Origin of the sequence: Arthrobacter sp. AK01 (assembly GCF_021109375.1) — a bacterium.
Lineage (GTDB): Bacteria > Actinomycetota > Actinomycetes > Actinomycetales > Micrococcaceae > Arthrobacter.
Genome location: NZ_JAJOHP010000014.1, coordinates 1 through 14,867, shown reverse-complemented (window position 1 = coordinate 14,867; position 14,867 = coordinate 1). Strand labels below are relative to the sequence as shown.

At 62.8% G+C, this 14,867-nt stretch carries 18 protein-coding genes; 13 read left to right on the top strand and 5 right to left on the bottom strand.

Annotated elements, in window-relative coordinates; genetic code table 11:
• The first annotated feature begins 181 nt into the window (after positions 1 to 181).
• The 12 genes from LN996_RS06705 to LN996_RS06650 all read left to right on the top strand — a co-directional run bounded on the left by LN996_RS06705 (position 182) and on the right by LN996_RS06650 (position 8,843).
• On the top strand, positions 182 to 484 hold the full coding sequence (locus LN996_RS06705; RefSeq protein ID WP_231339650.1) for an urease subunit gamma: 303 nt from the start codon (positions 182 to 184) through the stop codon (positions 482 to 484).
• A gap of 7 nt (positions 485 to 491) precedes the next feature.
• Positions 492 to 860: an urease subunit beta gene (locus tag LN996_RS06700; RefSeq protein ID WP_231339649.1), complete on the top strand. Its 369-nt coding sequence runs from the start codon at positions 492 to 494 to the stop codon at positions 858 to 860.
• On the top strand, positions 857 to 2,587 hold the full coding sequence (gene ureC / locus LN996_RS06695; RefSeq protein ID WP_231339648.1) for an urease subunit alpha: 1,731 nt from the start codon (positions 857 to 859) through the stop codon (positions 2,585 to 2,587). The genes LN996_RS06700 and ureC overlap by 4 nt, the downstream gene beginning before the upstream one ends.
• Positions 2,588 to 2,595: 8 nt before the next feature.
• Positions 2,596 to 3,069, top strand: a complete 474-nt coding sequence (gene ureE, locus LN996_RS06690; RefSeq protein WP_231339647.1) for an urease accessory protein UreE — start codon at positions 2,596 to 2,598, stop codon at positions 3,067 to 3,069.
• A 141-nt stretch (positions 3,070 to 3,210) separates the two neighbouring features.
• Positions 3,211 to 3,882 (top strand): urease accessory protein UreF, encoded by a 672-nt coding sequence (locus LN996_RS06685; RefSeq protein ID WP_231339646.1) that lies wholly within the window; start codon positions 3,211 to 3,213, stop codon positions 3,880 to 3,882.
• Positions 3,883 to 3,903: 21 nt separating this feature from the next.
• Positions 3,904 to 4,521 (top strand): urease accessory protein UreG, encoded by a 618-nt coding sequence (ureG, locus tag LN996_RS06680; RefSeq protein WP_231339645.1) that lies wholly within the window; start codon positions 3,904 to 3,906, stop codon positions 4,519 to 4,521.
• On the top strand, positions 4,518 to 5,438 hold the full coding sequence (locus tag LN996_RS06675) for an urease accessory protein UreD (protein WP_231339644.1): 921 nt from the start codon (positions 4,518 to 4,520) through the stop codon (positions 5,436 to 5,438). Before ureG ends, LN996_RS06675 begins: the two co-directional genes overlap by 4 nt.
• Positions 5,438 to 6,484, top strand: a complete 1,047-nt coding sequence (locus tag LN996_RS06670; protein WP_231339643.1) for a HoxN/HupN/NixA family nickel/cobalt transporter — start codon at positions 5,438 to 5,440, stop codon at positions 6,482 to 6,484. The genes LN996_RS06675 and LN996_RS06670 overlap by 1 nt, the downstream gene beginning before the upstream one ends.
• Before the next feature lie 162 nt (positions 6,485 to 6,646).
• On the top strand, positions 6,647 to 7,156 hold the full coding sequence (locus LN996_RS06665; protein WP_231339642.1) for an RNA polymerase sigma factor: 510 nt from the start codon (positions 6,647 to 6,649) through the stop codon (positions 7,154 to 7,156).
• Positions 7,157 to 7,161: 5 nt separating this feature from the next.
• Positions 7,162 to 8,199, top strand: coding sequence for a hypothetical protein (locus LN996_RS06660; RefSeq protein WP_231339641.1), 1,038 nt, complete (start codon positions 7,162 to 7,164; stop codon positions 8,197 to 8,199).
• Positions 8,200 to 8,418: 219 nt separating this feature from the next.
• The gene (locus tag LN996_RS06655; protein WP_207595847.1) at positions 8,419 to 8,616 is read left to right on the top strand and encodes a hypothetical protein; all 198 of its coding nucleotides are present in this window, start codon (positions 8,419 to 8,421) and stop codon (positions 8,614 to 8,616) included.
• Positions 8,613 to 8,843, top strand: coding sequence for a hypothetical protein (locus LN996_RS06650; RefSeq protein WP_159704347.1), 231 nt, complete (start codon positions 8,613 to 8,615; stop codon positions 8,841 to 8,843). Before LN996_RS06655 ends, LN996_RS06650 begins: the two co-directional genes overlap by 4 nt.
• Positions 8,844 to 8,918: 75 nt before the next feature.
• Here the strand turns inward: LN996_RS06650 and LN996_RS06645 are convergent, their stop codons facing one another.
• Genes LN996_RS06645 through LN996_RS06625 form a run of 5 tightly spaced genes read right to left on the bottom strand, consistent with a single transcriptional unit; the run spans position 8,919 to position 13,661 of the window.
• A complete protein-coding gene (locus LN996_RS06645; protein ID WP_231339640.1) occupies positions 8,919 to 9,968 on the bottom strand; it encodes a beta-propeller fold lactonase family protein in 1,050 nt (349 codons plus the stop codon).
• A 3-nt stretch (positions 9,969 to 9,971) separates the two neighbouring features.
• Positions 9,972 to 10,802 carry an aldo/keto reductase gene (locus LN996_RS06640; protein ID WP_231339639.1) on the bottom strand — a complete coding sequence of 277 codons (831 nt, stop codon included), beginning with the start codon at positions 10,800 to 10,802 and terminating at the stop codon, positions 9,972 to 9,974.
• Positions 10,799 to 11,839 carry an NAD-dependent epimerase/dehydratase family protein gene (locus tag LN996_RS06635; RefSeq protein ID WP_231339638.1) on the bottom strand — a complete coding sequence of 347 codons (1,041 nt, stop codon included), beginning with the start codon at positions 11,837 to 11,839 and terminating at the stop codon, positions 10,799 to 10,801. The genes LN996_RS06640 and LN996_RS06635 overlap by 4 nt, the downstream gene beginning before the upstream one ends.
• On the bottom strand, positions 11,836 to 12,807 hold the full coding sequence (locus LN996_RS06630) for an aldo/keto reductase (protein WP_231339637.1): 972 nt from the start codon (positions 12,805 to 12,807) through the stop codon (positions 11,836 to 11,838). Before LN996_RS06630 ends, LN996_RS06635 begins: the two co-directional genes overlap by 4 nt.
• Positions 12,808 to 12,839: 32 nt before the next feature.
• Positions 12,840 to 13,661: an aldo/keto reductase gene (locus tag LN996_RS06625; protein ID WP_231339636.1), complete on the bottom strand. Its 822-nt coding sequence runs from the start codon at positions 13,659 to 13,661 to the stop codon at positions 12,840 to 12,842.
• A gap of 201 nt (positions 13,662 to 13,862) precedes the next feature.
• On the opposite strand from LN996_RS06625, the gene LN996_RS06620 reads away from it, so the two are divergent.
• Positions 13,863 to 14,741 carry a helix-turn-helix transcriptional regulator gene (locus LN996_RS06620; protein ID WP_231339635.1) on the top strand — a complete coding sequence of 293 codons (879 nt, stop codon included), beginning with the start codon at positions 13,863 to 13,865 and terminating at the stop codon, positions 14,739 to 14,741.
• The last annotated feature ends 126 nt before the right edge of the window (positions 14,742 to 14,867 follow it).

The following is a 14,867-nucleotide window of genomic DNA, read 5'->3' as shown; positions in this document are numbered from 1 at the left end:
TGGTTGGGGTTGGCGCCGTTTTGCGGAAGCGCACCTGAACGATGCTAAGACCTCAACTTAAGTTGAGGTCAATTCGGCATATTCGACCCCCGCCTGTGACGCCGTGGAAACGTAGCTGAAACTTCCGCTCCTTACGCTGGTCACACTCTGTCCTTAAAGTGCCCAGCTATCAGGAGAATCGATGCATCTTTTGCCCCGTGAGCAGGAGAAACTCATGATCGTGGTGGCTGCCGATCTCGCGAGGCGCCGCCAAGGGCGCGGCCTCAAGTTGAACTACCCCGAAGCCGTGGCCGTCATTAGCTACGAGCTCATCGAAGGTGCCCGCGACGGCCGGACGGTCGCCCAACTGATGAGCTACGGGACCACGGTGCTCCGGCGCGAAGACGTGATGGAAGGCGTCCCGGAGATGATCCACGACGTCCAGATCGAAGCCACCTTCCCTGACGGCACCAAGCTCGTCACCGTCCACAACCCCATCCGATAGGAGCCCCATGATCCCCGGCGAATACAGGCTCCAACCCGGATCCATCGCGTGCAACAGCGGCCGTGAGGCGATCGCCGTCGAGGTGGTGAACCGCGGAGACCGTCCCGTGCAGATAGGTTCGCACTACCACTTCGCCGAGGCGAACCGCGCCCTGGAATTCGACCGCGAAGCAGCTCACGGCCGCCGACTGGATATCCCGGCGGGCACGGCCGCGCGCTTCGAACCCGGTGACCGGAAGACCGTCCAGCTCATTGCCTTGGCGGGAACACGTGAGGTTTTCGGCCTCAGCAACGCAGTTAACGGAAGGCTCGACGGCGGAACTGGCGTTACCGGGGAACTGCGCCCGGGCGTCGCAGCGGAAAGGGACCACCAGTGAGTTTCGAGATTTCCCGCAAGCAATACGCCGAGCTGTACGGCCCGACGACGGGCGACGCCATCCGCTTGGCCGATACTGAGCTCTTCCTTGAGATCGAGAAGGACCACACGGTCCATGGCGAAGAAGTAGTGTTCGGCGGCGGCAAGGTCATCCGTGACGGCATGGGCCAGAACGGCCAACTGACCCGCGCAGAGGACATCCCGGACACCGTCATCACCAACGTGATCGTCCTGGACTACAGCGGAATCTACAAAGCCGACGTTGCCCTCAAAGACGGTCACATTTTTAGGATCGGCAAGGCCGGCAACCCCCAGATTGCCGACGGCGTGAACATCGTGATCGGCGCCAGCACGGAGATTATTGCCGGCGAACGAAAGATCCTCACCGCCGGCGGCATCGATACCCACATCCACTTCATCTCCCCGGAACAGGTCCCGGCCGCCCTGTGCAACGGCATCACCACGATGGTGGGCGGGGGCACCGGTCCGGCCGAAGGAACCAAAGCCACCACCATCACGCCGGGCGCCTGGCACATCTCCCGGATGCTCCAGGCCGCCGAAGGACTCCCCGTCAACATCGGCCTGTTCGGGAAGGGCCACGCGTCCGCCGTCGAGCCCCTCGCCGAGCAGATCCGCGCAGGCGCCGTCGGACTGAAAGTGCATGAAGACTGGGGCTCCACCACGTCCTCCATCGACATGTCCCTGCGGGTAGCCGACGAATACGACGTCCAAGTTGCCATCCACACCGACACCCTCAATGAATGCGGGTTCGTGGAAGACACCATCCGTGCCATCGATGGCCGGGTCATCCACACCTTCCATACCGAAGGCGCCGGAGGCGGACACGCCCCGGACATCATCAAAATCGCCGGCCTGCCCAACGTGCTCCCGGCTTCCACCAACCCCACGCTGCCCTACACCAAAAACACCATCGAAGAGCATCTGGACATGCTCATGGTCTGCCACCACCTCAACCCCGATATCCCGGAAGACGTGGCCTTCGCAGACTCCCGCATCCGCGCCGAAACCATCGCCGCGGAAGACGTCCTCCACGACCTCGGAATCTTCGCCATCACGTCCTCCGACTCCCAGGCCATGGGCCGCGTGGGCGAAGTAGTGACCCGGACCTGGCAGGTAGCCGACGCCATGAAACGCCAGCGCGGCGTACTGAAGGATCCATCCGGCAAAGCCCATGGTTCCGCCGAATCCGACAACTTCCGCCTCAAGCGCTACGTGGCCAAATACACCATCAACGCGGCCATCGCGCAGGGCATGGCAGACGTCATAGGCTCCGTGGAAGAGGGCAAATTCGCAGACCTCGTCCTCTGGGATCCCGCGTTCTTCGGAGTGAAACCCGAGCTCGTCATCAAAGGGGGCCAGATCGCCTACGCACTCATGGGCGATGCCAACGCCTCCATCCCCACACCACAGCCGCGCACCATGCGGCCCATGTTCGCCACGTACGGCAAGGCCCTCCAGCAAACATCCATCACGTTCCTGTCCAAGGCAGCCATCGACGCCGGAGTGCCCGCCGAACTGGGCCTCGAACGCATCATCAAACCCGTCTCCGGCATCCGCAACCTCACCAAAGCGGACCTCAAATACAACGGCGAAACCCCGGACATCGCCGTCGACCCCGAAACGTACAAAGTGACAGTCGACGGCGTCGAAGTCACCTCCCAGCCCTCCGACGTGCTGCCCATGGCGCAGCGCTACTTCCTCTTCTAGGAGCCTTCATGATCATCGAAAAAATCCTAGGCAACCTCCACGAACAGCCCAACGACTACGCCGGCCACCACAAAGAAAAAGTGGTCCTCCCCAGCGCCCTGCTGGTCAAACGCATCCAACGCGTCACCACCGACCACGGCAAAGAACTCGGCATCCGCCTGCCCACCGGCACCGGCGACCTCCGCGACGGCGACATCCTCGCCGTCGGTGACAACAACCTCATCGTCATCTCCGTACTGCCCACGGACGTCCTGGTCATAGTGCCGCGAAGCATCCACGAAATGGGCGTCGTGGCCCACTCGCTGGGCAACCGGCACCTGCAGGCGCAGTTCTTTGATGCTGAGTCTGAGTACGGAGCCGAAGTGATGGTTTGCCAGTACGACCACACCGTGGAGGACTATTTGAAGAGCGTCGGCGTCCCCTACGACAGGCAAGAGCGGGTCATGCCGGTGCCGTTCCGCCATGCTGAGCACTCGCACTAAAGCTGTGCGCCGCGTCAGGTTGGGTGCGCACGCTTGCGCTCCGCTGGGAAGGGGGCCGTGCCCGCTTCGCGATGCCCGCCACGCCGCGGCCCCCTTCCCGGCTCCGCTCAAGCGCGCCGTCCTCACCTCCGGCGGTTGGCTGTGAGTGCGACATATCAGCTGGCTCTTCAACAGTTGACCGACTCCGCTTTGCCTACGGGGGCGTTTGCTCATTCTTTGGGGTTTGAGAGTTACATACATCGTGAGTTGGTTCATGATGAGGGGTCGTTTGGGGTTTGGCTTTCCTCTTTTGTGGGGCAGCAGTTGGTCTATTCCGATGGGTTGGCTTTGCGGTTCTTGTATGAGGGGGTGGGGGTTGGGCTGTTGGATTCTGTTCTTTCCGGGCAGTTGTTGGCTCGGGAAGTGCGGGAGGCTTCCTTGAAAATGGGTGGGCGGTTGTTGGAGATTGGTGGGGAAGTGTTCCCATCGGCGGCGTTGGAGTCGTACCGGGAACTGGTTCGTGGGGGTGGCGCATCGGGGCATCAGCCCTTGGCGTTTGGGGTGATCGCGCGGTCATTGGGTGTTCCCTTTGAAGCGGCGCTCTCTGCGTATTTGTTTGCCACCGTTACTTCGCTGACCCAGAACGCCGTGCGCGCCATTCCGTTGGGGCAGAACGCCGGGCAGCGGGTACTTCGCCACGCGCACGACGCCGTTGCTGCCGCCGTCGACGATGTAGCACAGCTGTGCTGGGACGACTTTGGGGCCGTCAGCCCCGGACTTGAAATTTCACAAATGCGGCACGAACGGCAACGCGCCCGCATGTTCATGAGTTAGCTAGTGCAAAGGACAGAAAACATGTCAGAACCCATCAAGATCGGCGTCGGCGGACCTGTCGGAGCCGGCAAAACCCAGCTCGTGGAACGTATCACCCGGCACATGAGCGGCGACATCTCCATGGCCGCCATCACCAACGACATCTACACCATCGAAGACGCCAAAATCCTGGCCGCCAACGGGATCCTCCCCGAAGACCGGATCATCGGCGTCGAAACCGGCGGATGCCCCCACACCGCCATCCGCGAAGACACCTCCATGAACACCGCGGCCATCGAAGAGCTCAAGGCCCGTCACCCCGACCTCCACGTCATCTTCGTCGAATCCGGAGGCGACAACCTCTCCGCCACCTTCAGCCCCGAACTCGTCGACTTCTCCATCTACATCATCGACGTCGCCCAAGGTGAGAAGATCCCCCGCAAAGCCGGCCAAGGCATGATCAAATCCGACCTCTTCATCATCAACAAAACGGACCTGGCGCCCCACGTCGGAGCTGACCTGGCCATCATGGAGCGGGACTCCAAGGAGTTCCGCGGCAATAAACCGTTCTGCTTCACGAACCTCAAAACGGACGAAGGGTTGGACGCAGTCCTCAACTGGATCCGGCGGGACGTCCTGATGCTCGACTTGGCCCTATGAGGACGGCCGTCCCCGCCTCCGCCGACCAAGGCCAAGGATCGGAACACGAGCCCCACGCTGCGTTGGCTTCCTTGGGGCGGGAGGTGCGGGGGCGGTTGGAGCTTGGTGTCAGTGTGCGGGGCGGGCGGTCCGTTGCTGTGCGGCAGTTCCATGAGGGTGCGTTGCGGGTGCTGAGGCCTCATTACCTGGATGAGTCCGGGCAGGTTTGTTATGTCATGGTCAACCCCGGCGGGGCGTATTTGGGGGCCGATCTGTTCCTTATCGATGTGGAGGTTGAGGCGGGGGCGGATCTGTTGTTGACCACGCAGTCGGCCACCAAGGTGTACAGGACTCCGGGGTCGTTTGCTGAGCAGCGAATGAGTGTGCGGCTGGGGGAGTGCTCGCGCGTGGAGTTGGTGCCTGACCAATTGATTGCGTATCGGGAGGCGAGCTATCGGCAGAATTCGCGCTTCAGCCTCCACCCGACGTCGAGCCTTGTCATGGCCGAGGTCATCACTCCGGGCTGGTCCCCGGACGGCGCATCCTTCAAGTACGAAGAGGTGCGGCTGCGGAATGAGATCTGGATCGAAGACGAAAACGGGTCCAAGTTGTTGGCGCTCGATAACCTCCTGATTCGCCCACCTGTCAACGACGTGACCGGGATGGGGTTCATGGAAGGCTACAGCCATCTGGGGTCGTTGGTGGTGGTGGATCCGCGGGTGGATCAGGCGCTCGCCGATGAGCTGGACCAAATAGCCCGGGATTTTGACGCCTACACTGGCGTTTCCTTGACGGCGGCTATTGCCGGGACTGCCGGGCTTGTGCTGCGATCGTTGTCGAACAGCACTGAGGAACTCAACAAACTGCTGGGTACTTGCACCGGCGTTCTGCGGGAACGTTGGTACGGGCAGGGACCCTTGAACCTGAGGAAGTATTAATGACTGCGCTGACCGAGTTCGCCACCATGTATCGGGAGCGGGAGACGCTGTCCCTGCGGACCCGGCTGTTGTTCACGTTTGGTGCCGTCGCCGCTTTGCACGTTGCCGCCGTCGTGCTCTTGATTGCTGGTACGGCAGGTGCCGCGCAGCCGTTGGCGCTGGGGCTGGTGATCACCGCGTATGTGGCCGGAATCAAGCACAGTTACGACTGGGACCACATCGCCGCGATCGACAATTCGACCCGCAAATTCGTGGCGCAGCGCAAGGACCCCGTGAGCGTGGGATTCGCGTTCAGCCTGGGCCACAGCTCGGTGGTGATCCTGGCGGGATTGCTGGTGGTGGCGGGTGCCACGTTGATCGGGCAGTTCATGGAGGACGGGACCACCGGAAACAAGGTGCTGGGCCTGATCGGCAGTGGGGTTTCCGGGCTGTTCCTGTTGGCGATGGGACTGTTCAACGGCTCCGCCTTCGTTCGTGCCAGCCAGGTCTACCGCAGGGTGCAGGCCGGCGGTGGGGTCCGTCCCGAGGACCTTGAGGCCAAGGGCTTTGTTGCCAGGCTTCTCGCCAAGCCGCTGTCCAAGGTGGAGCGCCCGCGGAATATCTACGTGATCGGCTTCCTGTTCGGGCTTGGCTTCGACACGGCCACCACCATTGGGCTGCTGGTCATCACGACGACGGCGTCACTCGCCGGAGTTTCGCCGCTCGCCTTGATGGCCCTGCCTCTCGCTTTCACAGCGGCCATGACCCTGTGCGATTCGATCAACGGCGTGGCGATGATGAAGATGTACAAATCCGCCATCCACAACCCGCAACGCAAGCTTGGTTTCAACGCCGTGATCACTGGCATCTCAGCCGTCTCGGCGCTCTTTATCGCCGTGATCACGCTGGGCGGGTTCTTCAACTCGGCCTTTGAACTGGGCGATCCGCTGACTACCTGGCTCGCTGGCATCGACCTGGGCGATGCCGGGCTGATCCTGGTGGGCCTGTTCGTGCTGGTGTGGGCCGTGTCCGCGATGCGCGGCCGGCATGCGCGGGCCGGAGCCTAGGAAGCTGCCACCGCGTTGAACGGCTCGTTCGTGTCCACGCCGCGGTCCATCGGCCGTGGGCTACCGCAAAGAGAATTTCCCGCACCCTGTAACCGATGGTCTTGAGCCGGAAACTATACAAGTATCCTGCAGTTCAGGGCTCAACATTTTCAGGGGGAAATCGTGCTTTCCGAGCGCGAATTGGCGTTTATCGCCATTCACAAAGACAGCTATCCATCCGTTTTCAGGTTTGTGCGCCGACGCGTGGAATCGGCGGAGATGGCTGAAGAGATCGCCGCCGACGTTTTCCGCGTCATCTGGCAAAAGTGGTCCGACGATGTCCGCCCGGATCTCGCCTACTTACTGACCGTTGCCCGCAACCTGGTGGGCAACGCCTACCGTAGCCGCGACCGGCAGCAGGCCCTGCAGGAAAAACTGCGGACGACGGCGGTGGAGCGTTACGGCGATGACTCCGAGAACGTCGCGGTACAGGATGCGATGGCCCGCCTGCGTGTCCAGGACCGGGACATCCTGCAACTGGCCTATTGGGATGGCCTGGGCACGGCCGAGATGGCAAGTGTCCTGCAGTGCAGTGAATCCGCCGCAAAAGTCCGTCTGCACCGCGCCCGTGCAGCTTTCCGGAAGCAACTGCCGGCGGGCATAGAAACGACTACAGAGAAGTTGGGGGTCTGAAGAAAATGGATCCGATCAAGAACCTGGTTGCCTCGACCGACCCACTGGCGAACGAGCCTGCTGAGCTCAACGCCGAAGAAGCCCTGGCCCGCATGCTCACTGGGCCGCGGGTCTTCAGTGACAACAATCCGGCAGCGGCCGTGGTGTCCCTGGAGGACCGAAGGCGCCGTAAAGCCCGGATCGCTGGTGGGCTGCTGCTCGGTGCTGCGGCCGTGACTGCAGGCGTCCTCGTGGCGGCCAACTTCGGGCCGCTGACGACTGCTCCAGCGCCGGCAGTCTCTGTCACGCCGACAGAAGCGAACCCGTCACCCAGCGTGTCCCTCACACCGACGCCGACCGCGACGCCGTCGGCCACTCCGGAGGCGACTCCGACGACCGCCCCCACCCAGGCGCCGACTCCCACCATCCCCGCGGCGGCCACCACCGCACCCGTGGTACCACCGGTTCAGGTGCCGACGAGTCAGACATTCACCTTCCCGGACGGCCACCTTTCCTTCACGTACTCGGTCGGTTGGAGCGTCAAAACGGAACCGGGGCCATACGCGACGGAGGCGGACAAGGCTGCGTCCACCATCGCCAAGGTCTTGGACAGCTCTGGCACTGAGGTCGCCGTGATATTCAACGGCAATTATGGCGATGGTACCGGGGGGTTGGTGGACCGAACCATCCTCGACAGGGCAGTGGTTCCCGGTGTTCGCGCCACCTCAGGTGAGCTGGTGGAGTTCGGTTTCTCCTCGTACCAGTCGCAGTACGTTCCGTACGAAGGTCCCCCTTACGAGGGAATGCCCTCACCACAAACGGGACCGGTCGACGGTCCTCCGACGTACATCATGGATGCGCGGCTCTCGTCGGAACTCAAGGCCGGTCTCAGCTCCTCCGGGACTAACCAGGTCCGGGTTCCCAACGGCATCATGAGCGCCTACGTTCAGTTTGATGCCACCAAGAACCCAGCCTTCGCTACCCCTGCAGCCGCCAAGTCCTGGATGGGCACCACGCAGTACGCCCAACTGAAGAGCTTGCTCCTGAGCCTCAGCTACAAGTAGTCCACATAGGTGACAGTAAACGGCGCACTGACGGTTCAGAGCGACGTTTGCTGTCACCTACTTGGGTTAGCGGGGAAATGCCACTGTGCTGATGCATGGCGCTGCGCGAAAATGTTATGCATCCGTCCATAACAAAGCCGTTGTCACTTGCATAGGGTTGAAGAGATCTGCTTCACACCACGCAGTGCCCCGATCTATCCCCAAGGATGAGTTTCAACGATGAAGAGCATCGCCCTCCTGCGCGAACGAGCCACCCGCACCATGCCAACCGGGTCCCACTGCCCGGCGTCGGGCCTGTGGAGCCCGGACTCCGATCCGGACGCTGTCCAGGTGTTCCCGGAAGGCCACGTGCTTCCTGCCCACAACGGAGTGGCAACTGTCTGGCGGCGCCGCACTGCCGCTGAAGTGTCAGCGTGACCAGCTCCATCCTGAACCGGCCCGCCGACTACCGGCACGTCCCGGCCGCGGAGTGGTCCGAGCTCAGCTCCGGGGATCCTGTGTGGATCTACGACGTCGCGTGGGGTGCCGGCACCGGCCGCGTTGACGACGTTTCCAAGCACCAGGAACTGCTGTGGGTTGTCCTGGAACCCACGGGCCGCAAGTTGATCTGTGGCACGGACGACGTCCAGGTCTGGTCCGTCTAAAAAGACTCGCCGGGACGGCAAATAATGACAATGTCTGAGCGGATGATTGTCACTTAAATGCCGTCTCGGCGGCATTTAACCGGCGGGAACCAGCACGCTGGGTGAGCCCGTCTCCACCCGGCTGAAGGGTCCGTCCGGCAGCCCGGTTGCGGGGTCGAGTTTGAAGCTCACGACGTCGTTGGACCGCTCATGCGCGATGTACAGCCAGTCTTCGCGGACGAGGTGGTGGCGTGGCCAGTCGCCGCCGCACGGGACGTCGGCGAGGGGCTCGAGTTCCTTCCCGTCGTGGGTCACCTTCAGCACGCAGATCCGGTTGGAGCCCCGGACGCCTACGTAGGCGAAGCGACCGTCCGGCGACAGTGCGATCTCCGCCGCTGAGTCGCCGTCGAACGGCTTGTTGATGCTGGCCGGAACCATTGCAGTGAGTTCGTAGGTGCCGTCCGGCTCCATCCGAACCGCTGCCACCTCCACAGAGTATTCCGTGTCCACGAACACCGTTCCGCTGCGGTGGCGCGCCATGTGCCGCGGTCCCGAGCCCTTGGGCAGCACCACCTGATGGTCAGGCTGCAGGCCCCCGCCCGGCACGTACTTCCACAAGCGAACCAAGTCATGCCCCAGGTCGGTTGTCATGACCCTTCCGTCGGGAAGCACCAGGCTCGAATGGGCCCGGCTGGGCCGCTCGTGGTCGGTGGGAGCAGTGAAGTGGGGATCGACGGCGGCTGCCGCGCTTGTGCGCGAGGCAATGGCGCCGTCGTCGTCCAGTTCGTAGAGGATGACCTGGCCATCGCCCCAGCACGTGGCCACGACAAAGCGCGCCTGGGGATCCACCGCAACGTGGCAGGTGGCGTCCCCTGCCGGCCAGGGTTCGCCGAACGCCTCCAGTTCGGCGTCGCCTTTCCGCCGATAGGCGCGCACTGTCCTGCCTTCTTCGGCGACGGCGTAGACCACCGGGAGCGTGGGGTGCAGGGCGAGGAACGACGGTGAATTGGCCTCGATGGCCAAGCCAACGGTCGTCAGCTTGCCGCCCTCATCAGCAGAGAGCGCAGCGATTCCCTTTCCGTGGCCGTTTCTGTCGTCCGTGTAGCAGCCCACCCAGATCAGTGTTCCTTTATCTGTTGCCGCCATACGTCAGTGCCCCTGAACATCCGAGTCGACGCCTGCGTCCGGGCCGGCGTCGAGCGTCTGCAGTTTGCTGAGATCGTCCTGGTCCAGTTCAAAGTCGAAGACGTCCAGGTTTTCCTGCATCCGCTGTGGATTGGCGGTCTTAGGAATGGCAACAAGTCCCTGTTGGACGTGCCAGCGGAGCACCACCTGGCCCGGCGTCTTTCCATACTTCCTGCCGATGCCGGACAACACCGGAGCATTGAGGAGATCGCTGCTGGCACCCAATGGGCTGTAGGACTCCGTGACGATGCCGTGCCGCTCATTGAAGGCCCGGGCAACCGACCGTGGGATGGAAGGACTGACCTGGATCTGGTTGACTGCCGGCACAACGCCGGTTTCCGAGAACAAACGGTCCAGGTGCGCAGGCTTGAAGTTGGAGACGCCAATGGAGCGCACTTTTCCCGAGGCCTGCAGTTCCTCGAAGGTCTTCCACGTGGAGACGAACTCGTCGCGACGCGGGAGCGGCCAGTGGATGAGGAGAAGGTCAACGTACTCCAGCCCCAGGCGCTCCAGCGACCCGTCCAGTCCGGCAATGGCGTTGCCGGAGCCTTGGAATTCGCCGTCCAGTTTGGTGGTGATGAAGAGTTCTTCGCGAGCCACTCCGCAGGCCCGGATACCGTTCCCGACTCCCTTCTCATTGCCGTACTTCTTGGCAGTGTCCACGTGCCGATAACCATGCGACACCGCCTCCACCACGGCCTCGGCAACTTCGGCATCATTCAAAGGCCACGTCCCGAGTCCCAGTTGCGGGATCTTGAAGCCGTCATTGAGCTCGATGAGTGGGGCGCGTGTCATGGGCGTAGGTTCCTTTCATAAAGCCGGTCGCTGAGCTCCATAAAGTCTTCCTTCACCACTTGCAGCTCAGGATGCTGATCATGCCACGCCACGATCTCCCTGGCACCGTCCGCGAACGGAATCGTGGCCCGGTAATCAGGAACCAGGGCTTTGATCTTGGCGTTGTCGAACACCACGGAGTGGGAGCGGTCGCCCAGCAGGTTGGGGCCGAGTTCCGGACTGTGGGCTGCGATGGTCTCTGAGGAAACGTGAAACAGTTCGGGCTCCGCGACGCCGGCCGCACGGGCAAAGAGGCGATAGACCTGGTCCCACGGCAGGAACTCGTCCGAGGTAATGGTGTAGCTCTCGCCCACTGCCTGCGGCCTGCCCAGCAGCCCGACAAACGCCTTGGCGAAATCCCTGCTGTGGGTCAGTGTCCACAGCGAGGTTCCGTCTCCGTGAACCAGGACGGGCATTCCGGCGCGCATACGGTGAATGTCGGTCCAACCGCCCACCATCGCGATCTTGGTGCGGTCATACGTATGGGACGGCCGCACCACAGTCACCGGAAAGTCCTCCTCCCGGTACGCCTCGAACAGGAGTTCCTCGCAGGCGATCTTGTCCCGCGAGTACTGCCAGAACGGATTCTTCAGCGGTGTCGATTCCCGGATCGGCAGCGTTGTTGGCGGCTTTTGGTACGCCGAAGCGGAGCTGATGAAGACGTACTGCCCTGTTCGACCTCGAAACATTTCCAAGCCGGCCAGCGCCTGGTCCGGTGTGAAGGAGATGAAGTCCGCAACGGCGTCGAACTCCCTTCCTTGCAGTACCCCGGGCACCGCCTCGGCGTCCCGGATGTCAGCGTGGAGGACCTCGGCGCCGTCCGGAACCGGCCGCCCGGCCGACCGTCCTCTGGTGAGGATGGTCAGCCGGTGGCCCAGCGCGACGGCGCGTTCAGCCGCCGCCGCACTGATGACCCCGGTCCCGCCAATGAACAAGATGTTCCGCGGCGAGACAGTGTCCGCCTGCGGCAGGAGGCTGCCCTCGATGAGGCTGCTCACCAGGCGTAATCTTCGGGGGCGGGGCGGTGGCCCGGGAAGATGTCGTCGAGCCGCTTGAGGGCGTCCTCGTTCAAGGTGACGTCCAAGGCCCGGATAGCTGCGTCCAGTTGCTCCTGCGTGCGTGGCCCAACGATGGGTGCCGTCACGGCAGGCTGGTGGAGCAGCCAGGCGAGGGCGACGTCGCCGGGTGCGTGGCCGAGTTCGTCCGCAAAATCCTCGTACTGGCGGATCTGGTTCTCGTGCTTTTTGAGGGTTTCCAGTGCCCGGCCCTCTGCGCGGCGCACGCCCTGCTCTTCCTTCTTCAGCACGCCACCCAGCAGCCCGCCCTGCAGCGGCGACCAGGGAATCAAGCCCAGACCGTACTGCTGGGCGGCGGGAATGACCTCAAGCTCCAGCTCACGCCTGAAGAGGTTGTAGATGGACTGCTCGCTGACCAGTCCGGTGTAGTTCCGCCTGCGGGCCGCTTCCTGTGCCTGGGCGATGTGCCAGCCGGCAAAGTTGCTGCTGCCCGAGTACAGGATCTTGCCCTGTTGGACAGCTACCTCGATTGCCTGCCAGATCTCGTCCCACGGCGTATCGCGGTCAATGTGGTGGAACTGGTAGATATCGATGTAGTCCGTCTGCAGCCGCTTCAGGCTCGCGTCCAGGGCGCGGCGGATGTTCAGGGCCGACAACTTGGACTCGTTTGGACGGTCTGTCATGGTGCCGTACAGCTTGGTGGCCAGAACGGTCCGCTCCCGGCGCTCGCCGCCCTTCGCGAACCAGCGGCCGATGATTTCCTCGGTCCAGCCACGGTGCTCGACTCCGCCGTAAACGTTGGCGGTGTCAAAGAAGTTGATGCCGGAGTCCAGGGCGGAGTCCATGATCGAGTGGGCTGTTGCTTCATCCGTTTGGGGGCCGAAGTTCATGGTGCCCAGGCAGAGGCGGGAGACTTTCAGGCCGGAGCGGCCAAGATGCGTGTACTGCATGGCTGTTGAGTCCTTTGCTGTTGTTCGGGAGCTTAGAGCTGCGTGAAAGCAGCGACGGCGGGATCGGAACCGATGCGGGCACCCGCCTCCAGTGCCGTGATGGCTGCCAGTTCGGAATCGGTGAGGCTGAGGTCGGCTGCCCCGAAGTTCTCGCGCATGCGGGTGGAGTCTGCGGACTTGGGGATCACGATGGTTCCCTGGGCGAGGTGCCACGCCAGGATCACCTGTGCAGGGCTGGTGCCGTGGGCAGCTGCAACGAGTGCCACCTGTTCGGCATTCAGGTCCTTGCCCTGGCCGAGCGGGCTGTACGCTTCAACAGCGATTCCCAGATCACGGCACTTGCTGGCCAGTTCGCCCTGCTGGAAAGTCGGGTGGACTTCGATCTGGTTCACGGCAGGCACCACCTCTGCCTCCTTGAGAAGCGTGTCCACGTGGTCGGAGAGGAAGTTGGAGATGCCGATGGCCCGGATCTGCTTGTCCTGGTACAGCTTCTCCATCTCCTTCCAGGCCTGCGTGAAGAGGCCCTGCGATGGTACGGGCCAGTGGATCAAGTAGAGGTCGATGACCTCAAGGCCCAAGGCGTCCCGGCTGCGCTGGAAGGCATCATGCGCGTCGCCTTGCTCGCCGTTGCGAAGTTTGGTGGTGATGAAAAGTTCTTCGCGGGGAATTCCCGAGGCTGCGACGGCGGCGCCAACACCGGCTTCGTTTCGGTAGGCGGCCGCGGTGTCGATGTGACGGTAGCCGGCTTCCAAAGCATCTTCCACGACCTTTTGCGTTTCGTCGGCAGGTACTTGGAAGACACCAAATCCGAGCTGGGGGATGGTGACGCCGTTATTCAATGTCAGCTCTGGCATGACAGTCTCCTTCGACGGGATGGCTATGGCGGTGACACTCCGTCTTCCTGGTTTCCAGAAAGCGTTTTCGGAGGCTCTGTACTGAGCCTATGCAGTTTTGGCGGCAGAGTCAGCAATCCAACCTGATCCTGTTTTTCCTAGGTCTGGCAGTCCTACCCACAATGATGGTCTTTCACACACCTGCAACGGCAGAATAGACGGATGGGTCAAAGCGCCGAGTTCGGAAAATTCCTCAAAGTCATGCGTGCCCGCCTCTCACCCGAAGACACCGGAGCACAGGAGTCCAGCGGCTCCCGGCGCGTGCCCGGACTCCGCCGCGAAGAGGTGGCACGCCTGTCCGGCGTGAGCACCGACTACTACACACGCCTTGAACAGGGCCGCAACATCCACCCCTCCAAGGCAGTCCTGGATTCCGTGGCACGGGCATTGCGCCTGGACGCGGGGGAGCAGGCACACATGATGGACCTGCTGGAACACTGCGCCAGTTCTGCGGGCAACCCCGGACCCGTTCAAAAGGTGAGGCCGGCGTTGCGGCAGTTGCTGGACGCCGTCGGAGATGTTCCTGCCATGGTCTTGGGCCGGCGGACGGATGTCCTGGCCGGAAACCGGCTGGCTTATTTGCTCTTTACCGATTTCACGGCGTTGCCTGCGCCCGAGCGGAACCTGACACGCTGGATCATCCTGGATCCCTCGGCCGGGGCGCTGTTCAGGGATTGGAAGACCGTTGCAGCCGAGGCCGTTGGCGCGCTGCGCATGGACGTGGGCCGGCACCCCAACGATCCCCAAACCAACCAGTTGGTGGGCGAACTCGCCGTCCACAGCGAACATTTCCGTCAGTGGTGGGCCGGGCACAGGGTAGCCACGCGTTCCGCGGGGACAGTCCGGCTGCACCACCCGGTGGTGGGCGACCTGGAACTGAACTTTGAAACCCTGAGTCTCCCGGACGACCCCGACCAGCTCCTCCGGGTCTATTCCGCGAAGGCCGGTTCGCCGTCGTCGGACGCTTTGACGCTGCTCAGCTTCGGTGAGGTTGGGGCCGACGCGCAGGCCCCCGAACCCGCTCGCCGAGATGGCACTTAATGCCAATGTTCGCGCGGCAAAGTCATAGGGTCGTTGCAACGCTCTGATTGATGGAGCGTTTCATGGTCAAGTTGTTTCCTTCGGGTGCGCGTGCCGAGTTTGTTGATTTGGTGTGTGCGGGGGTCT